The 20,648-nt window shown below is 58.1% G+C and carries 22 protein-coding genes; 14 read left to right on the forward strand and 8 right to left on the reverse strand.

Features of this window, described 5'->3' with window-relative positions:
• Positions 1 to 37 precede the first annotated feature (37 nt).
• Positions 38 to 1,030: an adenosine kinase gene (locus QMZ18_RS02805; RefSeq protein ID WP_282604705.1), complete on the reverse strand. Its 993-nt coding sequence runs from the start codon at positions 1,028 to 1,030 to the stop codon at positions 38 to 40.
• A 212-nt stretch (positions 1,031 to 1,242) separates the two neighbouring features.
• On the opposite strand from QMZ18_RS02805, the gene QMZ18_RS02810 reads away from it, so the two are divergent.
• Both QMZ18_RS02810 and QMZ18_RS02815 read left to right on the forward strand, forming a co-directional pair.
• Entirely contained in the window at positions 1,243 to 1,971 is a 729-nt protein-coding gene (locus tag QMZ18_RS02810) for an EI24 domain-containing protein (RefSeq protein ID WP_282604706.1), read from the forward strand.
• Positions 1,968 to 2,477 carry a hypothetical protein gene (locus QMZ18_RS02815; RefSeq protein WP_282604707.1) on the forward strand — a complete coding sequence of 170 codons (510 nt, stop codon included), beginning with the start codon at positions 1,968 to 1,970 and terminating at the stop codon, positions 2,475 to 2,477. Before QMZ18_RS02810 ends, QMZ18_RS02815 begins: the two co-directional genes overlap by 4 nt.
• 24 nt (positions 2,478 to 2,501) lie before the next feature.
• Here the strand turns inward: QMZ18_RS02815 and nth are convergent, their stop codons facing one another.
• Complete coding sequence (nth, locus tag QMZ18_RS02820; protein ID WP_282604708.1) at positions 2,502 to 3,248, reverse strand: endonuclease III; 747 nt, start codon at positions 3,246 to 3,248, stop codon at positions 2,502 to 2,504.
• Between the two features lie 74 nt (positions 3,249 to 3,322).
• On the opposite strand from nth, the gene QMZ18_RS02825 reads away from it, so the two are divergent.
• The 3 genes from QMZ18_RS02825 (at position 3,323) to QMZ18_RS02835 (ending at position 5,735) form a co-directional block, all read left to right on the forward strand.
• Positions 3,323 to 3,835, forward strand: coding sequence for a DUF2244 domain-containing protein (locus QMZ18_RS02825; protein ID WP_282604709.1), 513 nt, complete (start codon positions 3,323 to 3,325; stop codon positions 3,833 to 3,835).
• A gap of 241 nt (positions 3,836 to 4,076) precedes the next feature.
• On the forward strand, positions 4,077 to 5,327 hold the full coding sequence (locus QMZ18_RS02830; RefSeq protein ID WP_282604710.1) for a sorbosone dehydrogenase family protein: 1,251 nt from the start codon (positions 4,077 to 4,079) through the stop codon (positions 5,325 to 5,327).
• A gap of 69 nt (positions 5,328 to 5,396) precedes the next feature.
• Positions 5,397 to 5,735: a cytochrome c gene (locus tag QMZ18_RS02835; protein WP_282604711.1), complete on the forward strand. Its 339-nt coding sequence runs from the start codon at positions 5,397 to 5,399 to the stop codon at positions 5,733 to 5,735.
• Positions 5,736 to 5,745: 10 nt separating this feature from the next.
• Here the strand turns inward: QMZ18_RS02835 and dapB are convergent, their stop codons facing one another.
• From dapB to dnaK, 3 genes are all read right to left on the reverse strand, one after another.
• Entirely contained in the window at positions 5,746 to 6,558 is an 813-nt protein-coding gene (dapB, locus tag QMZ18_RS02840) for a 4-hydroxy-tetrahydrodipicolinate reductase (RefSeq protein ID WP_282604712.1), read from the reverse strand.
• Positions 6,559 to 6,696: 138 nt separating this feature from the next.
• A complete protein-coding gene (gene dnaJ, locus QMZ18_RS02845) occupies positions 6,697 to 7,830 on the reverse strand; it encodes a molecular chaperone DnaJ (protein ID WP_282604713.1) in 1,134 nt (377 codons plus the stop codon).
• A 143-nt stretch (positions 7,831 to 7,973) separates the two neighbouring features.
• Entirely contained in the window at positions 7,974 to 9,953 is a 1,980-nt protein-coding gene (gene dnaK, locus QMZ18_RS02850; RefSeq protein ID WP_282604714.1) for a molecular chaperone DnaK, read from the reverse strand.
• Between the two features lie 208 nt (positions 9,954 to 10,161).
• On the opposite strand from dnaK, the gene QMZ18_RS02855 reads away from it, so the two are divergent.
• Positions 10,162 to 10,485 (forward strand): hypothetical protein, encoded by a 324-nt coding sequence (locus tag QMZ18_RS02855; RefSeq protein ID WP_282604715.1) that lies wholly within the window; start codon positions 10,162 to 10,164, stop codon positions 10,483 to 10,485.
• Positions 10,486 to 10,502: 17 nt separating this feature from the next.
• Positions 10,503 to 11,129, forward strand: a complete 627-nt coding sequence (locus tag QMZ18_RS02860) for an alpha-ketoglutarate-dependent dioxygenase AlkB (RefSeq protein ID WP_322097123.1) — start codon at positions 10,503 to 10,505, stop codon at positions 11,127 to 11,129.
• Here the strand turns inward: QMZ18_RS02860 and grpE are convergent.
• Together grpE and hrcA are read right to left on the reverse strand one after the other, a co-directional pair.
• Complete coding sequence (gene grpE / locus QMZ18_RS02865) at positions 11,119 to 11,817, reverse strand: nucleotide exchange factor GrpE (RefSeq protein WP_282604716.1); 699 nt, start codon at positions 11,815 to 11,817, stop codon at positions 11,119 to 11,121. The genes QMZ18_RS02860 and grpE overlap by 11 nt on opposite strands.
• Before the next feature lie 45 nt (positions 11,818 to 11,862).
• Positions 11,863 to 12,927, reverse strand: coding sequence for a heat-inducible transcriptional repressor HrcA (hrcA, locus tag QMZ18_RS02870; protein ID WP_282604717.1), 1,065 nt, complete (start codon positions 12,925 to 12,927; stop codon positions 11,863 to 11,865).
• Between the two features lie 313 nt (positions 12,928 to 13,240).
• On the opposite strand from hrcA, the gene rph reads away from it, so the two are divergent.
• From rph to hemW, 3 genes are all read left to right on the forward strand, one after another.
• Positions 13,241 to 13,960 (forward strand): ribonuclease PH, encoded by a 720-nt coding sequence (gene rph / locus QMZ18_RS02875; protein WP_282604718.1) that lies wholly within the window; start codon positions 13,241 to 13,243, stop codon positions 13,958 to 13,960.
• An 85-nt stretch (positions 13,961 to 14,045) separates the two neighbouring features.
• On the forward strand, positions 14,046 to 14,687 hold the full coding sequence (rdgB, locus tag QMZ18_RS02880) for an RdgB/HAM1 family non-canonical purine NTP pyrophosphatase (protein WP_282604719.1): 642 nt from the start codon (positions 14,046 to 14,048) through the stop codon (positions 14,685 to 14,687).
• 27 nt (positions 14,688 to 14,714) lie between these two features.
• Entirely contained in the window at positions 14,715 to 15,929 is a 1,215-nt protein-coding gene (gene hemW / locus QMZ18_RS02885) for a radical SAM family heme chaperone HemW (protein ID WP_282604720.1), read from the forward strand.
• Between the two features lie 22 nt (positions 15,930 to 15,951).
• Here the strand turns inward: hemW and QMZ18_RS02890 are convergent, their stop codons facing one another.
• On the reverse strand, positions 15,952 to 17,370 hold the full coding sequence (locus QMZ18_RS02890) for a penicillin-binding protein activator (RefSeq protein ID WP_282604721.1): 1,419 nt from the start codon (positions 17,368 to 17,370) through the stop codon (positions 15,952 to 15,954).
• Here QMZ18_RS02890 and rsmI point away from each other — a divergent pair.
• From rsmI to QMZ18_RS02910, 4 genes are all read left to right on the forward strand, one after another.
• Complete coding sequence (gene rsmI, locus QMZ18_RS02895) at positions 17,355 to 18,410, forward strand: 16S rRNA (cytidine(1402)-2'-O)-methyltransferase (RefSeq protein WP_282604722.1); 1,056 nt, start codon at positions 17,355 to 17,357, stop codon at positions 18,408 to 18,410. The genes QMZ18_RS02890 and rsmI overlap by 16 nt on opposite strands.
• 43 nt (positions 18,411 to 18,453) lie before the next feature.
• A complete protein-coding gene (locus QMZ18_RS02900) occupies positions 18,454 to 18,828 on the forward strand; it encodes a YraN family protein (RefSeq protein WP_282604723.1) in 375 nt (124 codons plus the stop codon).
• Positions 18,829 to 18,871: 43 nt separating this feature from the next.
• Complete coding sequence (locus QMZ18_RS02905) at positions 18,872 to 19,558, forward strand: BON domain-containing protein (protein ID WP_282604724.1); 687 nt, start codon at positions 18,872 to 18,874, stop codon at positions 19,556 to 19,558.
• Between the two features lie 78 nt (positions 19,559 to 19,636).
• Positions 19,637 to 20,491 (forward strand): SirB1 family protein, encoded by an 855-nt coding sequence (locus QMZ18_RS02910; RefSeq protein WP_282604725.1) that lies wholly within the window; start codon positions 19,637 to 19,639, stop codon positions 20,489 to 20,491.
• Positions 20,492 to 20,648 lie beyond the last annotated feature (157 nt).

Consider the following 20,648-nt stretch of genomic DNA (forward strand, 5'->3'; position numbering starts at 1 on the left):
CCTTAACCTTGAGTTCCCTCGGACAGCGGTCAAAACCCTATCCAAGTCGTTGTTTCACATATGCCGCGAGCGGGGTCGCCGGTCTGGCACCAAAATGCGAGATAACCTCGGCTGCGGCGATCGAAGCGATCCGGCCACAGTCGTAAAGGCTCTTGCCCTGTGTATAGCCATAAAGGAATCCTGCGGCATATAGGTCTCCTGCCCCCGTCGTGTCAACCAGTTGCTCGACAGATTCCGCCTCAACCATCACGGTTTCTTCGCCGGAAACGATCACCGAACCCTGTTCACCGCGGGTCAAAGCCGCAATTTCACAATGTCCACGAACCTTGGTCATCGCTTCTTCGAAGCTATCAACTTGAAACAAAGCGCAGATTTCGTGATCGTTTGCGAACAGCAGGTCAACGTGTCCGCTGATGAGTTCCAGGAAGGACTCCCGATGCCGTTCAACACAAAAAGAGTCGGAAAGGGTCAGTGAGACCTTACGACCGGCGCCATGGGCGGCAGCAGCAGCTTCCAGATAGGCAGCTTTGGCCGGCGGCATATCCCAGAGGTAGCCTTCCATGTAGGTCACCTTGGCACGGCGAATCATTTCCAGATCGAGGTCCTGTGGTCCCAGATCGACCGCGGCACCCAGGAAGGTGTTCATGGTCCGCTGCGCATCGGGCGTGACCATAATCAGGCAACGCGCCGTGGGAGGACCCTCGACTGCGGGCGGAGTTTCGAATTCAATGCCGACGGCGCGAATATCGTGCTGAAAGATGCCACCGAGTTGGTCGTTGCGGACCTTGCCGATATAGCCGCCTCTACCGCCCAGCGCCGCAACTCCGGCCATTGTATTGCCCGCGGATCCGCCGGAGGCTTCAACGCCGGGACCCATTGCATTGTACAGCGCCGACGCACGCTCTGCATCGATCAGGGTCATTGCCCCCTTAACAAGACCCTGTTCTTCCAAAAAGGCGTCATCGGCCTGAGCCAAAACGTCGACGATGGCGTTGCCGATACCGACAACGTCCAGGAGCTGATCATTCATTATTGCTGTTCCGCTAGAAAACCCTGAAAACGGCGCGCAGAGTATAGTTGCAGGTGATTTACAGCAAGCTAACAGTCAGACCCGCCGGAGACGACATAAACAGGAATTCCGTTGCAACTCTGCTATCGGACTTCGTAAAGGCTTGGAATTGCCCAAATCGTGCATAAATTGGCGTCTTGTCCCACCGCGCAGCGCGTATTAAAAGGCTGGCTATGTTCAATGCGCTCTCCAAGGCTTTCGGCCAGTCCGCTGATCCCGCGTTCCGCCGGGTTTTTGTCTTTTCCTTTCTGATTTCGCTGGCGATATTCGTCGTCCTCTGGGTTGTTGCGGGCTTCGCGCTGTCATGGCTGGGCGAAGGGCTGGGAGCCTGGGTCACTGAGAATATGCCATTCGAGTGGATCCGGACCGCTTCCGAATGGCTGTTCAGCACCCTTTCCGTCACAGCTGTTCTGATTGTCAGCTTTTTTCTCTTCCCTTCGGTGATGCTGATCGGCATGTCGTTTCTGCTCGACCCCATTGCAGAGGCCGTGGAACGCGAGCACTACCCCGGTCTTCCGGCGGCGCGCTACCAACCAAACGGTGAAGCGATCCGCGGGGCTCTGGTCTTCACGGCCGTAACCCTGGTAATCAACCTTATCGCTCTGCCGTTTTATCTGGCGCTGCTATTTTTGCCGCCGATGAACCTCGTGTTGTTTTATCTGATCAACGGTTACCTGCTGGGGCGGGAATATTTCGAACTGGTGGCCGTCCGGCGCCTTGATATCAGGGGCGCAACAAAGCTGCGCAAGCACTTCCGTCTGCGGATCATTCTCGCCGGCGCAGTGATCGCCTTTCTGTTGACGATTCCAATACTGAACCTCTTCATGCCGATCCTGGCGACCGCCTTCATGCTGCATATTTTCGAGGAACTTCGTCGCCGAACCGGGGGAGCCACGTCGTGACGGCAATACAGGTATTGGATCGGTCGAGTGCAGACATGCCGCCAGCCCGGCATCTCCCTATTCTGATCGCGATTGCTCTATCTGCCGTCGTATTGGCCGGTTGCGCACAGTCCCGCAAAGTCCCCTCGGCGGGCAGTGAGGCGCAAACATCCAGCTCAATACCTTCCAACACACCTTCCAGCGAAAAGGCGCCGGTGCAGGAAAGCGCCCTGCCGAAATCGGATTTGCCGAAAATCGACGACGATCCGTCTCAGCTGATCGAAATGACGCGGGACGATCTCAACGCTTTGCTGGGGCAACCGGATCTTGTGCGACGGGAAAATCCAGCCGAGATATGGCAGTACCGGGGAAAAGGCTGCATCCTCGATGTTTTCCTCTACAGCGAGAACGACCGGAAGGACAGTCCTTTTAAAGTGGTCTACAGCGAAGCGCGGGGCCGCGAGACCGGGACTACGGACCAACGCGCCTGCCTGAACGAATTACTGCGCGCTCAGCTTACTTCGTAACGCAATTTTTTCTGTAAAACCGCTTTAACTGCGCACCTTGCGTGCCGCAGGTTTTGCACGTCCAACGGCCTTTTTCACGGTTTTCGAAGAACTTCGTTTTGGCGTCCTGGGTTTTGCGGCGCCAGCCTTCGGAACTTCCACAATCGTCTTGGCCTTGTAGGCACAGAGGTCCACAACCAGGCAGGTTGGACATTCAGGCTTGCGGGCCTTGCAGACATAGCGCCCGTGCAGAATCAGCCAGTGGTGGGCATGCAGCTTCTTGTCCGCCGGCACCGCTTTGTCGAGCTTGCGCTCGACCTCCAGAGGGGTTTTGCCCGGCGCCAGACCGGTGCGGTTGGAAACCCGAAAAAGGTGAGTATCGACGGCGATCGTAGGCTGGCCAAACGCGAGGTTTACAACGACGTTTGCCGTTTTGCGGCCTACACCGGGAAGCTTTTCAAGCTCATCGCGATCCTCTGGCACCTCGCTGCCATAATTTTCGACCAGCAGCTTAGAGAGCGCCATAACGTTCTTGGCCTTGGAGTTGTATAGACCAATTGTCTTAATGTGCGATTTCAGCTTCGCCTCGCCGAGCGCAAGCATCTTCTCCGGTGTGTCGACAATCTTGAACAGCTCTTTGGTCGCTTTGTTGACCCCGATATCCGTTGCCTGTGCGGAAAGCACAACAGCCACCAGCATAGTGTACACGTTGACGTAATCCAGCTCACCCTGGGGTTCCGGGCTGGCAGCGGCAAAACGATCGAAGAAGGCTATCCTGTCGGCTTTTTTCATAACGCTTCTGTGACTTTCGGGAGAGGAGGTCGGAATCTTTCAATGATCTGGCTATTTGGTATTATGCTTTCCCAATGACCTCTGTCGAGACCCAACCTGACACAGGCGGAGAGGACGAACCGCCTCTTCTGTTAAATGCCCGCCTGCGGCCCAATCGCAGCCTCAGCCCTCGTGGTTTCGTGATTCTGATGACAATCGTCTGCACGGTCAGCTTTGTCGGCGGGTTGGCATTTTTCCTCTCAGGCGCCTGGCCCGTCGTGGGGTTTTTGGGTTTCGACGTCCTGTTGATCTTTTTGGCATTCCGAATCAACTACCGGGATGGGCGTAACTACGAGACCCTCTGCATGACACGCCGGGAGCTCGAAGTCACGAAAGTCAATTACCACGGCAAGGTGCGGCGATGGCTCTTTCAGCCGGCCTGGCTGCAGGTTGATATCGACAATCCTGTTGAGCACAATTCAATGCTTACGCTGCGCTCCCACGGCCGCAGCCTGATCATCGGTAGTTTCCTCACGCCTGAAGAGCGCGCGGAGGTAGCAAACGCAATCTCGAATGCTCTCATGAGGGCAAGGCGTGCCGAAATCTAGTTTCTCAAAATCTTGATACGTCGGATCCTTCATATACGAGATGTAGTGTAGTTCTCATTTCAGACGGGCCCGCTCCAATCCGCAATGCTGCGTTAGGTCAGTAGTTACGAACGACCATAGGTCTTACGGCCAATATCGAAGCAAGGAAATCTCACATAAAATCTCTGCCGCTTAAAAAAAGTCCCAAATGCAAGAGGATTGATACCAACACTTAAACCTTAATCGAAAAAGGGAGGAAGCAATGTCGAAGTGGTTCACCACCGTTTCAGCCATCCTGGCCGGTTGCCTTTGGACCGGCACTGCGTCAGCCGCCGACAATCTGGAAAAACTCTCCGGCTTTAAGACCACCGGCACGTCGATGGAAATGGAAGTTATTCCCCAGGACTCTTCCTCGGCAGATCAGATCCGTAAGAACCTCGAACGCGTGAAGCTTCCCTCCGGTTTTAAGATTGACCTCTACGCCCTCGTACCGGATGCCCGTCACATGGCAGTCGGTCCGACCACTGGCGTGGTCTTTGTCGGTACACGCAAAAACAAGATGTGGGCGGTCACCGACCGGGATAAGGACCGGATTGCTGACGAGGTGAAAATCTTTGCCCCTTCGATCGATCTCGTCATTCCCAACGGTGTCTGTTTTTCAAAGGACGGATTTCTTTACGTCGCCGAGCAAAACCGAGTGCTGGTCTTTCCCGCAGCCGAGTTCTTCTATGAAGGTCCAGACGTGGCCGCATTTCTCGTCGTTGAACAGGGCAAGCTGATCCCCGTCGACGAGGAATCCTATAATCACACCGCCCGGGTCTGCCGGATCGGCCCCGACGACAAGCTCTACATTTCGCTCGGCCAACCCTTCAACGTCTTCCCGGAAGAAAAGATGGAGCTCTACAACGAAACGGGTATCGGCGGCATCATTCGGATGAACCGGGATGGCAAGGGTCGTGAAGTCTATGCCAACGGGGTCCGTAATTCGGTCGGTATGGACTTCAATCCGGCCAACGGCGAACTCTGGTTCACGGACAATCAGGTCGACGGCATGGGAGACGACATCCCGCCCGGCGAACTCAACCGCATCACCGCCATGGGTCAGCATTTCGGCTTCCCGTGGTATGGTGGCGGCACTGTCCGCACGAATGAATATCGTGGCTCCGAAGTCCCAGCCGATGCCGTGCCGCCGGTCGTCGAGATGGTCGCGCATGCAGCCGACCTCGGTATGGACTTCTATGGTGGCAAGATGTTCCCGAAAGCCTATCAGGGCGGCATCTTTTCCGCGCAGCATGGATCCTGGAACCGCACGGAGCCGGTAGGCGCGAGGGTGATGTTCACTTCGGTCAACGAAGATGGCTCAGTCGGTGAGACAAAGCCGTTTGCAGAGGGATGGCTGATGGATACGGGAGAATATCTGGGCCGCCCGGTCGCGGTTACTGAACTGCCGGACGGGTCCATCCTGGTCTCGGATGATTTTGCCGGTGCCATCTACCGGATTTCCTATCAGTAACAGTGGCTTAAGTGAGGCTGAGTCCAAAGGGGGTTCGGTCTCACAGACCTAAGAATTTTGAGGCAATGAATGCGCGTCAGGCTTTTTAGCATCTGTCTTTGTAGTCTAGTTGCGGGAGGATCGCTATCGAACACCCTACAGGCCGCCGACTTGGAGGCGGGTCGGACCAAGGTCAAGAGCACCTGCCGGGTCTGTCACGGGCTGGACGGCCTGGGCAAGCTGCCGGATGTCCCCAATCTGGCGGGTGAGGGGACCATCTACCTCTCAAAACAGCTGAAGGCCTTTCGCTCGGGCGAACGAACGCACCAGCAGATGTCGATCATTGCAAAGGGCCTGAGTGACGAGGATATCGTGAATCTTGCCGCCTATTACGCCGCCATTAAGGTCACGGTAGAAGTGCCTGAATAAGGCAGAAGCATCAGCGAGACAGTCCGAGCACGTCCTTCATCGAGTAAAAACCGGCAGACCGGCCATTCAGCCACAAAGCGGCCGTGATAGCCCCGCGCGAGAACACCTCTCGGTTGGAAGCTTTGTGGCTGAGAATGACGCGCTCGCCGTCAGCTGCAAAGATCACTGAATGCTCACCCGGCACATCACCCCCCCGCAGAGTTGCGAAGCCGATGTCGCCACGCTTGCGGGCGCCCACGATGCCGTCTCTGACTTTATCGGCAACTGCATCAAGATCAACGCCACGGCCCGCTGCAGCGGCATTACCGAGGGCCAGAGCGGTGCCTGAGGGCGCATCGACCTTGTGCCGGTGGTGCATCTCCAGAACTTCGATGTCGTAGTCTTCGTCCAGCGCTGCCGCGACCTGCTCGACCACCTCAAGCAAAAGATTAACACCAAGGCTCATATTGGCGGCAAGGAGCACCGGAGCCTTTGCGCCTGCTGCCTCGATCTGCGCAATCTGATCGCTGTTCAGACCTGTCGTACCGATAAGAAGCGCAGTTCCGGTTTCTGCCGCCAGTGCGGCATGGGCAACGCTTGCGGCCGGTGCCGTGAAATCGATGACCACATCCGACCCAGCAAAGAGTCCAGCAGTGTCCTCGCCGGCGGAAACAGCAAGAGAACCGAGGCCTGCGAGCTCTCCCAGATCCTTGCCGAGAGAAGGGCTACCGGCCGGTTCCGTTCCGCCCCCAACCGAACAACCTTCGCGCTCCGACGCTGCTTTGATCAGCATCCGACCCATGCGGCCCGCACAGCCAAGTATTCCGATTTTGCAGTCACTCATCTTTCGCTCCCATTTGGCCCACACGGCCACGCCACAGGTCATCGCACGCGGGTTTAGCACGCGGGAATGAACTTGCCCAGATTGGGGTCTAGGAGCGCCGTCGATGGATAAACCCTGCTCCCGCCGTTGGATGAGAGACTACTCGGTGAGATCTTCCCAAAAATCCTTCACCCGGCTGAAGAAACCGTGGGATTCAGGGTTGGTCTTGCGGTTGTCGCCTTCTTCCTCAAACTCGCGCAGCAGCTCCTGCTGGCGCTTGGTGAGGCTGACGGGGGTTTCAACCGAAACTTCGACATACATGTCACCGGTCGCACTTGAGCGCAGGACCGACATTCCCTTGCCCTTGAGGCGGAAGCGCTGATTGGCCTGGGTTCCGGCAGGAACCGAGACTTTGGCGCGCCCGCCGTCAATCACTGGCACCTCTACGGAGCCTCCCAACGCAGCCGTTGTCATGGGAATGGGAACCCGACAGTAGATGTTGGCGCCGTCACGCTGAAAGATCCTGTGCGGCACGATCGAAAGAAAAATGTAGAGATCGCCGGACGACGCGCCGCGCATACCTGCTTCGCCCTCACCGGCCAAGCGGATCCGCGTACCGTCCTCGACACCAGGCGGTACATTGACCTGTAATGTTTTTTCCTTGTCCACGCGACCCAGGCCGCCGCAAGGGCGGCAAGGTTTTTCAATCACCTGACCGACGCCCTGGCAACTCGGACAGGTCCGTTCGATGGTAAAGAAACCCTGCTGTGCACGGACACGGCCGCGCCCGTGGCAGGTCGAGCAGGATACCGGGGAAGATCCATGCTCCGCGCCGCTGCCGTCGCAGACATCGCAGGCTACGCTCGTGGGTACCTGAATCTGGGCCGTCTTGCCGCCGTAGGCCTCTTCGAGCGTGATTTCCATGTTGTAGCGGAGATCGGAACCGCGCGAGGCATCGCCACCGCGACGGCCACCCATGGCACCGAACATTTCATCGAAAATATCGGCAAAGCCGCTGCCGAAGTTAAAGTCGAAGCCACCAGCGCCGCGGCCGCCACCCCCACCGCCGTCGAAGGCCGCGTGGCCGTAGCGGTCATAGGCTGCCCGGCTGTCCTCATCCTTGAGGATTCCGTAGGCTTCGTTGATTGTTTTGAAGTTTTGTTCGGCCTCAGCATCGCCCGGATTACGGTCCGGATGATACTTCATCGCGAGCTTTCGATACGCCGATTTCAGATCCGCTGCGCTGGCATCCCGCCCAACACCCAGCGTTTCGTAGTAGTCCTGCTTTGACATCGATATCCCAGACCTTCGGCCACTGCCTTTGCGCTTCCCCCGGTCGACGATCTCCTGGCTGCCAATCCCCTGGCCGCCAAAGGAGCCGCCGTGACCGGTCTACGACCTCTTCACGACAGCTCCTATGATCAACGACCCTGGCGTCAGGCGGTTTTATCCTTCTTGTCGTCGTCGACTTCCTCGAAGTCGGCATCGACAACCTGGTCATCGGTACCGGCGTTTCCGCCCGCTTCCGCATCTTCACCGGTTTCAGCGCCGCCATCAGGTGCATCTTCGCCGCTCTGATACAGGGCTTCGCCAAGCTTCATCGAAGCCTGAGCCAGCGATTCAGTCTTAGCTTTGATATCGTCCAGGTCTTCACTCTCGAGTGCGGTCTTCAAGGCCGTCACAGCCTCATCAATCGCATTCTTGTCGGCATCGCCGATCTTGTCGCCCGCTTCTCCGAGAGTCTTCTCGGTGGTGTGGATCAGCGATTCGCCCTGGTTCTTCGCTTCGACCAGCTCTCGGCGCTGACGGTCGCTCTCGGCATTCGCCTCGGCGTCCTTGACCATGCGGTCGATGTCATCGTCGCTGAGACCGCCCGACGCTTCGATGCGGATCTGCTGCTCCTTGCCGGTCGCCTTATCCTTCGCGCTGACGTTCACGATGCCGTTGGCATCGATGTCGAACGTCACCTCGATCTGCGGCACACCACGCGGTGCATTGGGAATACCGACCAAATCGAATTGACCCAGGACCTTGTTGTCAGCGGCCATCTCGCGTTCGCCCTGGAAGACGCGGATCGTCACCGCGGTCTGATTATCCTCGGCGGTCGAGAAGGTCTGGCTCTTCTTGGTGGGGATCGTGGTGTTGCGGTCGATCAGCTTGGTCATGACGCCACCAAGGGTCTCAATGCCCAGAGACAGCGGCGTTACGTCAAGCAGCAGCACATCCTTGACGTCGCCCTGCAGGACACCTGCCTGGATCGCGGCCCCGGAGGCCACGACCTCGTCAGGGTTCACGCCCCGATGTGGGTCTTTGCCGAAGAAGCTTTTGACCGTCTCGTAGACCTTGGGCATGCGGGTCATACCGCCGACCATGATCACATCATCGATTTCACCGGGAGACACGCCGGCATCCTTGAGTGCGGCCTTGACCGGACCCATGGTCCGCTGGACCAGATCGTCCACCAATGCTTCGAGCTTGGCCCGGGTCAGCTTGATGTTGAGATGTTTCGGTCCGCTGGCATCGGCGGTAATAAAGGGCAGGTTGACCTCGGTCTGGGTCGACGACGACAACTCGATCTTGGCCTTTTCAGCACCTTCCTTCAGACGCTGAAGGGCGAGCTTGTCGGCACGCAGATCGATACCCTGTTCTTTTTTGAACTCTTCGGCGAGATACTCGATAATCTTGGCATCGAAGTCTTCGCCGCCCAGGAAAGTATCGCCGTTGGTCGATTTGACCTCGAAGACACCGTCACCAATCTCAAGAACCGAAATATCGAAGGTACCACCGCCAAGGTCGTAAACGGCGATGGTCCCGCTGCCGCGTTTTTCCAGGCCGTAGGCCAGGGCCGCCGCAGTCGGCTCGTTGATGATTCGCAGGACTTCAAGGCCGGCGATCTTACCGGCGTCTTTTGTGGCTTGGCGCTGTGAATCGTTAAAGTAGGCCGGCACCGTGATCACGGCCTGAGTCACCGTTTCGCCCAGGAAGGTCTCGGCGGTTTCCTTCATCTTCTGCAGAATAAAGGCGGAAACCTGCGACGGGCTGTAGTTTTCGCCCTGCGCCTCGACCCAAGCGTCGCCACCGTCGGACTTCGTAATCTTGTAGGGTACGAGATCGATGTCCTTCTTGGTCGTCGGGTCGTCGAAACGACGGCCGATCAGACGCTTGATGGCGAAGAGTGTGTTTTCCGGATTGGTGACAGACTGGCGCTTAGCAGGCAGCCCGACAAGCCGTTCGCCTGATTCGGCAAAGGCAACCATGGAAGGAGTGGTACGTCCGCCTTCCGAATTTTCAATGACCTTCGCGTCTTTACCGTCCATGACGGCGACACAGGAATTGGTCGTCCCGAGATCGATTCCGATAACTTTGCTCATGTGCTCCTCACGCGTAGCAAACTCCTGGGTGGCCTTATTAAGCAAGCACCACCACCTGGTCCCGTAGGGTGAAGTGAAATAACCGTAATGCTTAGCGGGTTATATAAGCAGAGACTCACGGCCTGCAAGGCGCGAGACGCTTTTTCGCCCCAAGGTTCCCTCGAATGTCGGCGCTAATTTGGCTAGTCTCACCGCCATGTCAAGTACGGCAAGTTTCGGATAGGAATATTCGCAGGTCAGGATTGGAGTTTTCATGCAAGATTCTTCACAGCAAGAGCCACCCGATTGGCAGCCATCTCCAGAGCCTCCGGCGCCAACGGATCCAAAAGATGCCGTCTTTACCAACATCATGTGGATCATGATCGCCAACGTGTTGGTGGGGGCCGTGCTGGCAATCACAGGCGCAACCTTAGACCTGTCACCAGCTTTTGGGCGTGTCGGCCTCGGTTTGGCGATTATCTGCGGAAGCATTTATTTTTTCTTCCGCTGGCTGCAACGCAAGGAAGCCCGTCGACGGGAAAAGCTCTGGGAAGAAGCGCATCAGACACGAGATACTCAGTCCGGCGACGAAACCTAACTCGAAAAAATGCGCTTATGCCTATGCTTAAAGGTTTCAAAGTTATTCCGGACTATCTGTCCGCATCCGCGCAGGCCGAGCTCGTTATCGAACTTCGCCGCATTGTAGCGCAAGCTCCGTTCTATCGACCCGTGATGCCCAAAAGCGGCCGGGCTTTTTCCGTTGAGATGACAAATAGCGGCCCCTTGGGCTGGATGTCGGACAAAGCCGGCTACCGTTACCAAGCAACACACCCGGTCACTGGCGAACCCTGGCCGGCGATTCCTGAGCCTGTTCTGGCGGCCTGGGACGAGTTAACAGGCTATCGCGCACCGCCTGAGTGCTGCCTGATCAACCTTTACCGAGGCGAGAAAGCACGCATGGGTCAGCACCGTGATGCCGACGAAGAGGATTTCGACGCGCCCGTTCTGTCCCTATCGCTCGGCGATACTGCAACCTTCCGGCTGGGAAGCACCACGAGAGGCGGTCCGACAAAGAGCGTGACCCTGCATTCGGGAACCGCCCTGATCTTGGGCGGTGAAGCCCGTATGGCCTACCATGGGATATCGCGCGTTATGACGGGTACCAGCCGGCTTTTGTCAGGCGGCGGGCGACTTAATTTGACGCTGCGCCGCGTGACAAAGCCGTCAAACACTACGCCGTAGTGTCGATATTCTCGCCAGGCGCAGGCTTGTCAGCCTCACCGGCAGTCACTGGGCCACCAACCGCAACACCAACCCGCGCAGGCCGTACCAGCCGGTCATGCAGACGGTAACCGGGCTGCATGACCTGAACCACGGTTCCGGCAGGACTGGTGGGGTCAGGCACTTCGTACAAGGCTTCGTGTGAGTGGGGATCCAGTTTCTCACCCAACGCCGCCACTTGCTTGATGTTGTGGCGCTCGAACACCGTAAGGATCTCCTTATCGGTCATTTGCACGCCGGTCAGCAGGTTCTTCAGCTGCTCATCGTCTTCGACAGCGTCGGCCGGCACGGATTCGATCGCCCGCTTCAGGTTGTCGGTTACCTCAACCAAATCCTTGATCAGCCCCATGGCCGCATATTTGATGGTGTCCTCGCGCTCGCGGCGGGTCCGCTGACGGAGGTTTTCGGTCTCCGCCAAGGCACGCAGCAACTGATCCTTCAGGCTGGAAACTTCAGCTTCCAGCTTGACGATACGCTCGGCCTCGAGAGCAGTTTCGGCTGCTTCGGCTTCTGGCGAAGCATCTTCGGCGACTGCTGCCTCAGCCGCAGCATGGACGGCCGCCGCTTCCGCGAGTGCCTCGTTGGTTGTTGTTTCAGCCGCCGCAGCGTCGGCCGCGGTTTCGGCATTTTGTTTGTTTTGATCTGACATCCCTGCCAGTCGCTCCTTTCTAAAGCTCCTATCGGTCTCAGTGAGCTATCCCACCAAGCGTCCGATCACCTTGGCCGTATAGTCGACCATGGGAATAATGCGGGCGTAATTGATCCGAGTCGGACCGATCACACCAATCGCGCCGACGATCTTGTTCTGGCTGTTGCCATAGGGGGCGATCACCACCGAACAACCGGCCAGTCCGAAAAGATCGTTCTCGGCGCCAATGAAGATCTGCACACCCTCGGCACTGTCGGTCAGTTCAAGGAGGCGCGCTAAGGCTTCCTTGGTTTCCAGCGCCGTAAAGAGTCTGCGGATACGCTCAAGATCCTCAAGCGCGGTAATATCCTCCAACAGCTGTGCTTGTCCACGGACAATCAACGCACCATCACCAACATCCTTGGCCCAGGTTGCCAGGCCGGATTCGACGACCCCTGCTGTCAGCTCGTCCAGAACCGCCCGTTGTGCCGCCAATTCCTGCACGACTTCGGCTCTTGCTTCCCCTAACGTCCGGCCCACCAGGCGCGCCGAGAGGTAATTGGTAGCCTCCACCAGCGAGGCCGGCGGCAACCCGATCGGAACATCGATTACGCGGTTTTCCACCTGACCTGAAGCCGTGACGAGGACAACGAGGGCACGTCCCGGTCCCAATGAAACGAATTCGATATGTTTCAGCGCCTCGGAGGCCTTAGGCGCCACCACCAGACCGGCGCAGCGCGACAAGCCGGAAATCATTCCGGTCGCCTCTTCCAAAAGCTCGGGGACAGATCGGCCCACGGCCGCACACTGGCTCTCGATCGCGCCACGCTCGTCTTCGTTCAGGTTACCGTGCTCAAGTAAGCCATCTACAAACAAGCGAAGGCCTATCTCGGTCGGCAGGCGCCCTGCCGAAGTATGCGGCGCGTACAACAGCCCCAGATCCTCAAGGTCGGCCATCACGTTGCGGATGGTCGCCGGAGACAGGTCAAGACCCAGTTCCCGCGAAATGGTGCGCGAGCCTATGGGTGCCCCCGTGGAGACATAAGCATCGACAATATGACGAAACACCTCGCGCGAACGATCGCTGAGGTCGGATATCAGTGGATTGTCGCTAATCGGTCGCTGCTTCATCTCTTGATTCCTGCGCGAGGCATCGGCGACTTTTCCCGGCCTTACGCACTTGCAATGTAGTAACGGCCCGGAGCAGCGTCAACGCAGGCTGTGCTGAGCAACGTATGGAAGCAGCCTAAGCAGCGTTTGCGGTGGATCGGGGAGAGCTTGATCTGAGTTGGGCTTGAAGAGTGGACGTGAGCCGATGCTTGGGCTAGCTTCCCGCCGCAACGTCACCGTGGACATCCTGCGAAGTGCCGGACACGACCGAAATATCTGCATTTCCTGGGAATGCGGACCGTCACAAGCCCCGAGAAAGAACTGAGACATAGCCATGAGACCATCCGGCCGGACGCCAGACCAGCTCCGCGACGTCACGCTTGAAATTGACGTCAACAAACATGCCGAGGGCTCCTGCCTCGTGAAATTCGGCGACACCCACGTACTTTGCACTGCCTCGGTGGAGGATTCCGTACCGCCTTGGCTGCGGAACAGTGGCAAGGGATGGGTTACCGCCGAATATGGCATGCTGCCCCGCTCCACGGGCTCTCGGGTCGCGCGAGAAGCGGCGAGAGGCAAGCAATCCGGCCGGACGCAGGAAATCCAGCGCCTGATCGGCCGCAGTCTGCGTGCCGTGATCAATCTCAAGGGCTTTGGCGAACGGCAGATCAAGGTGGACTGCGACGTCATCCAGGCTGACGGCGGGACCCGCACCGCATCCATCACCGGCGCCTATGTGGCGCTGTATCAGGCCTTTGCTCATATGAAAGATCTCGGTGCAATCTCCGACATCCCCTTCACTGATCAGGTCGCTGCAGTCTCCTGCGGCCTTTATAAAGGCACGCCGGTTCTCGATCTGGATTACGACGAAGACTCGACGGCCGACGCCGACGCCAACTTCGTTCTCACCGGACGTGGTGGCATTGTCGAAGTCCAGGGTACCGCCGAAGACGAACCCTTCAGCAGAGATCAGTTCAATGCCTTGCTTGATCTTGCCGAAGCTGGAGTTCAATCCCTAGCCGCAGCACAGCGGCGAGCGCTAGGCCTTGAATAGAGCCCGCCTGGAATAGAGCCGAACTGGTATCTAGCCGCTGTGGAATAGCGTTGGATTGAATTTGAGAAAGAAGACAACACGCGCCATGCAACGCCGCCTCACAGAAGAAAAGCTGGTTCTGGCAAGCCATAACGCGGGTAAGCTGCGCGAAATTGCCGATCTCGTGCGGCCTTACGGCGTTACCGTCGTCTCGGCAGGGGAATTGAACCTGTCCGAACCCGAAGAAACGGAAACGAGCTTCAGCGGCAATGCAATCCTTAAGGCCCGTGTAGCCGCGGACGCAAGCGGCCTGCCGGCCCTGGCTGACGATTCCGGCCTTGCGGTCACAGCGCTAGATGGTCAACCAGGAATCTTTTCGGCCCGTTGGGCGGAAACCGACGGCAGTGGCGCGGCAGGTGGTAAGCGTAATTTCGGCGTCGCCATGGAGCGTGTGGAACGAGAACTGGGCGAACAGGCTGCAGGGGGCAGAACCGACAGGTCCGCACGTTTTGTCTGTGCGCTCTGTTTGGCCTGGCCGGACGGTGACCAGGTCGTCTTCGAAGGTGAGGTTCGGGGCCGCATGGTCTGGCCGCCAAGGGGATTACACGGCTTTGGTTACGACCCCATGTTTGAGCCCGACGGCTACGACATCACGTTCGGCGAGATGAACCCGGACAAAAAACATACAATCAGCCACCGCGCGGATGCCTTCCAAAAGCTGGTTGCCGAGGTTTTCGAAGCAGGCTGATCAAGGATGCGGCAGAAAGAGGCCGTCATGGCGGTATCGACTGAAAACGCGCCACAAATGGACGTGACGAGGCCGGATCCAGGTTTTGGCGTCTACGTACATTGGCCTTTTTGCCTGTCGAAATGCCCCTATTGCGATTTCAACAGCCACGTCCGGGACTCCATCGATCACACAAGGTGGCGGTCTGCGCTTCTCGCTGAACTCGATCATTACGCGGCACTGACTCCGGACCGAGAAGTGACCAGCGTGTTCTTCGGCGGGGGCACGCCGTCATTGATGGCACCGGAGACGGTTGCAGCCGTTATCGAACGGGTCGGGCGGAACTGGCGCCTTGCCAATGACGCTGAAGTGACGCTGGAAGCAAATCCAACCTCCGCTGAGGCTGGCAAGTTTGCGTCCTTTGCCGCGGCAGGCGTAGGGCGGCTATCCCTTGGAGTCCAATCCCTCGACGACGCGGCTCTGAAATTTCTCGGCCGGCAACACTCTGCGGCAGAGGCACTTCAGGCAGTTGCCCTGGCGCGCCAACACTTTCCGCGCTTCTCCTTCGATCTCATTTACGCACGGCCGGAACAAAGCCTCGACGCCTGGCAGGCGGAACTTACTCAGGCGTTGAGTGAGGGTGCCGACCATCTGTCGCTCTATCAGCTCACGATCGAGGAAAATACGGTGTTTCATGGCGCTTGGCGCCGCGGTGAACTCAAGGTTCCGGAAGACGAGCGGGCAGGCGCGCTATTCGACCGGACGCAGCTGGTTATGGAGGAGGCGGGTTTACCAGCTTACGAGGTTTCGAATCATGCACGCCCCGGGCAAGAAAGCCGCCATAACCTGACTTACTGGCGTTACGGAGATTACATAGGGGTCGGACCGGGCGCCCATGGCCGTCTGACGCTGAACGGACGAGATTCATCGAGCAGCCGCAAACTGGCAACCCGCCAGCACCGCGCGCCGGAAGCCTGGTTGTCCGCCGTAGAAATAGACGGGCACGCAACACGTGGTGGAACCGAGATCGACGCTGCGCAGCGGCTTGAGGAACTGGTGATGATGGGACTAAGGCTTCGCGAAGGTATCTCCCGGGGAGCTTTTTCGTGTGAGATCGGTCGTCAACCCGAGCAACTGTTCGATCCCAAAAGACTACAAGCACTTGTCGAGAGCGGTTTTATCGAGGTGACCGACAGAAAGCTGGTTGCCACGCATCAGGGCCGCACACGGCTCGACGCCGTCCTGGCGCATCTACTGGCCTGAGTGCGCAGCTACCTACCGTGATTTAGTTAATCAGATTTTCGAAGCTGCCGGGAGCCGGATCAATAACCTGCGGTGCTTCGCGTTCAATCGCTAACACGGCAAGGCCGCGGTCGCTTTCACCATTCGCGTAGAAGCGGAAGATTCCGTCAATTCCGGCAAAGCCGCTTGCCTGGGTAAAGGTAATATCGTCGAAAACCGGATCCAGGCCACGTTCGGTCGCCTGCGCCGTCAAGACAGCAGCAAGGGCCGTAGCATCGTAAGCCAGGCTTGCGACACGTGGCGGCGAAGACCCAAAGGTTTCCGCATAGCGTGTTTTGAAGGCCGTCCAATACTCCGGCGCCGGCGCAGCAAACCAACTGCCCTTCAGCGAAGGTTCGGCGCCCAGGTTTGTGCCGTCCCACAGGGCCGTGCCCAAAAACCGCACGACATTGGGGTCAACATCGTAGTAGGCCAGCAGAGGCGCCAGCGAAAGCGCCTGCTGGGCGGTGCCCGCCAATAGGATTGCGTCGAATTCCAGTGTTCCAACCGTTTCGATGCCACGCAGGCGTGCCAGGGCACGGCGCGAAGCGGCATCGCCAGCGGCCTCCAATGCCTGTTTTCTCGCATTCAAGGACGACTGTCGTCCGTCATAATTTGCAAGCGAGCGAACCTCCGGCGACAGATCCGGGGACGCAGGATCATAGAAAACCACACGGTTCAGGATGCTGCCGTTGCGATCAACCGCGTTTCGCATCGCTTGCGCAACCGCCTGTCCATAGGGGGTTTCAGGTGCGAGAACACCGAACTGGCGAAGCCCTTGTGACGCCGCATAGGCCACGATCCGCTCGACCTGAAGATGAGGCGACAACCCCATAACATAGACCCCGTCACCACCGACATTACGATTGCTTGAGAAGGCCAAGACCTTGATCTCAGCCGCCTGCACAACGGGTTTCACCGCCTCGACCGAGGTTGAAAAGAGCGGACCGATGATAAGATCCACACCGGCTGTCACTGCGGCCTGGGCAGCCGACGCGGCGCCTTCGGGGGTCCCGGCGGTATCCTGCACAACCAGTTTGAAATTCTCGCCTCCCAGATCAAACAGCGCGACCTGAGATGCGTTCAGCAGAGCTTGTCCCACCTGCCTGTGCTGGCCGCTCAGCGGCAACAGCATCCCGACCTTTACGAAGCCATCTTCTTGGGCGATGGCTTCACCTTCGACCACACCGTTTTCGTATTGGGAAAGAGACTCCGCCCAGTTTTCAGTATTTCCGCCCTCAGCCGACGACGGCGGGGCACCGTCGGGCGCCGCTTGCGTATCCTGGGACCTATTGGCTACGTTGGGCGCTGAACAGGCCGTCAGCAAAAGCAGCGACAGCAATAATACCGAACCCAAGCCGAGCGACGGGCGCTCGATCCCCAGGTTGGCGCAGCAGCGCGGTGAGAATGTCAAAAACTTCACGCTCAAATCCATCTTCCTTGGGGCGAAACGAGCCTAACGGCGCTGCCGCACGAAGTACACCCCGGAATACCGCCAAAAAGACCCAAACAACCGCAGATGGCACGCAAAAGGCACAGGTACACCCGGCCGCTTCTGCCGCGGTCCCAGATACATCGCAACGCCGCCCAGGTACGAAAGGCGATCCCGCAGCAAAACTCAAAGCGGGCCTCTATCTCGTCGCAACTCCGATCGGCAATCTCGGCGACCTGACCTTCCGCGCACGTGACGTACTTGCGGCGTCAGACGCCATCGCCTGCGAAGATTCGCGGATTACCCGGCGTCTTACCCAGGCTTACGGCATCGACGTTCCGCTGATCAGCTATCACGAGCATAACGCGGAGCGCGCCCGTCCGAAGATCATCGAACGTCTAAAATGTGGCGAGGCTGTGGCGTTGGTATCGGACGCTGGAACACCCTTGATTTCCGACCCAGGCTACAAGCTGGTGACGGCAGTGATCGAGGCGGGTCTGGAAGTCACGACGCTTCCCGGTGCCTCTGCGGCACTCAGTGCGCTGGTGTTGTCGGGATTACCCAGTGACAGCTTTCTGTTTCATGGCTTTCTGCCACCGCGTTCCTCTGCCCGTCGAACCGCCCTGACCAAATTGGCTAAAATTCCCGTAAGCCTGATCTTTTACGAATCGCCACGGCGACTGGCCGATATGTTGAGTGACGCACTGGTGGAGCTGGGCGATCGTCAGGCGGCGGTGGCGCGGGAACTGACCAAAAAGTTCGAAGAGCTTCGGCGTGGCAGTCTGAGCGAACTGATCGCCTATTATCAGGAAAACGGCGCGCCAAAAGGGGAAGCGGTTGTCGTTATCGGTGGCGGTGCGGCAGACGCGGAAATACAGGCAATAGACCTGGATGATGCCCTGAAAGCAGCACTGGAAACTCAAAGCCTTCGTGACGCTGTCGCCGCAGTCGTCCAGGAAACAGGCCTGCCAAAGCGCAAAGTTTACAGCCGCGCTCTCGAGCTTGCGGCAAACCCCACAACGCCAAAATGAGATTTCGGCTGCCTTGCTGGTTGGAACCGGCCCAAGGGGCGCCGTGACTGGCAAAAAATCCCGTCTTAAAGCCTATCGCAGAGGCCGCTGGGCCGAGCTGATTGCAGCAATCTGGCTTGTTCTGAAAGGATATCGTCTGGTTGCGCGGAGTTACCGCACTGCGTCAGGGGAAATCGATCTGATTGTCCGAAAGGGCAGACTAATCGTATTTGTTGAAGTTAAGGCCAGAACGAGCCTCGACATTGCCCAAACGGCCATCAATCATCGGCAGCAACAGCGGATCCGGCAAGCAGCCGCAGTTTTTTTGCAGCGAAACAGGAAACTCTCGTCACACGATTGCCGTTTTGACGCGATATTAATCGCACCGAAACACTGGCCCAGGCACATTCGTGATGCCTGGCGGGAATCCAGTGGCTAAGTTATTGGCTTTATATTTGATTGGTAGGAGATCAACCTCGGCGATGGAAAAGACGATCCGGAACAAAGCGGCGAATTCCAAAAAAGATAGTTTCACGCTCTCGGCGCCCGGCGTTCGGCGCAAGTCTTCAAAGACGTTTGGCCTTGTGTTGGGCGCCACAAGCCTCGGCCTGATGGCTCTTGGCGGGTGCACACCCGCAGGTGTCGCGGTCGGCGTCGGTGCGACAGCGGCCACCGCGGCCTCACAGGAGCGCGGCTTTCAGGGCGCGCTGCAGGACACTGAAACGCGGCTGGATATCAATCACCTGTTTCTGCAGGAGAGCGAGACGCTCTTCACAGATATCAATCTGCAGGTCCAGGAGGGCCGTGTGCTCCTGACCGGAGCAGTGGAAAAGCCGGAGACCGAATTGATGGCTGTACGCCTCGCCTGGCAGGGCAAGGGCGTCCGGGAAGTCATAAACGAGATCGAGGTAACCGATCAATCATCGGTCGGCGACGTGGCGCGCGATCTTTGGATCGAAACCCAACTTGAAGGTAAACTCCTCATCGACAGCGGCGTAACTTCCATCAATTACTCAGTCGAATCCGTCAATAATACGGTCTACCTGATGGGTATCGCCCAAAATCAGGCCGAGCTGACACGGGTGGTGGGGCATGCGAAAGACATCGAATACGTCCGCCGGGTGGTAAATTATGTTCGATTGAAGGACGACCCGGCGCGGCGATCTTGAGTTAACGGCGGGCCACAAACAGCACCCTACTGGCCCGGGAATTGAGCACGCGAAAGAAACTAAGGGACTTAGCAGACCATGAACTGGTCTCCCGCCAGCGGTCGGAAAGATCTCGAGGCCAGCCTCCGCCGCATTGGCGGGCAGGCGGATGATGAAATCGATTTGGCTGAAGCGGCATTGTTCCTTGCCGCCCTGGACCGGCCGCGTGTTTCGCTTGACCGCTACCGGCACCATTTGACCGTTCTCGCACGTGATACCAAGCAGGCCTTTGAAAACCGGACGCAAGAGGACAGTCTTTCGGCTCGCATGGAAGCCTTAAAAGCGGTGATCTTTGATCAGCACGCCTACAGGGGCGACAGCTTGAACTACGACGATCTTCAAAACGCAAACCTGATGCGTGTGATCGACCGTCAGAAAGGCCTGCCCGTTGCGCTCGGCATCCTCTACATCCACTGTGCCCGCGCGCAGGGTTGGAAAATCGAAGGTTTGAACTTTCCGGGCCATTTTCTGCTGCGAATGGACGCCGGCGATGACCGCAGTATTGTCGACCCCTTTCACGGCGGGGCTGAACGCAGCACCGCCGAATTGCGGGCCATGTTAAAGGCGATCGGCGGACCGGAGGCGGAGTTGAGGCCTGAGCACTACCGTCCGGCCGAGAATCGGATGGTCCTCAAGCGTCTCCAGGACAACATCAAGGTCCGGCTGCTGCGCCAGCACCAGATCCGCGAAGCACTGGAGGTGGTCGAAACCATGCTGATGTTCGCGCCCGCAGAAGCGAACCTGTGGCGCGAAGCCGGTATTCTGCATGCAGATCAGGAAAATCTGCGCGCCGCGATCCTGGCACTTGAACAGTGTCTGTCCCTGTCCACTTCACCAAATGCGCGGCACGAGGCAGCCGCCCTGTTGCAACAGCTCAAGAGCAACCTCAATTAGTGCCACACAGGAAGTCAGGACTTGAGCTGACCTGGGCATCGGGTTATTCCGCTGGGCAGCCGGCACCAAGACCCTCATCAGTTGTTGCAGTGAACAGCGATAAGGTCTTGGAAATCACAATCTTTTGGGCAAGAACACCCAAATATCAGACAAATAG

Source organism: Pelagibius sp. Alg239-R121 (assembly GCF_947331435.1).
GTDB lineage: Bacteria > Pseudomonadota > Alphaproteobacteria > Kiloniellales > Kiloniellaceae > Denitrobaculum.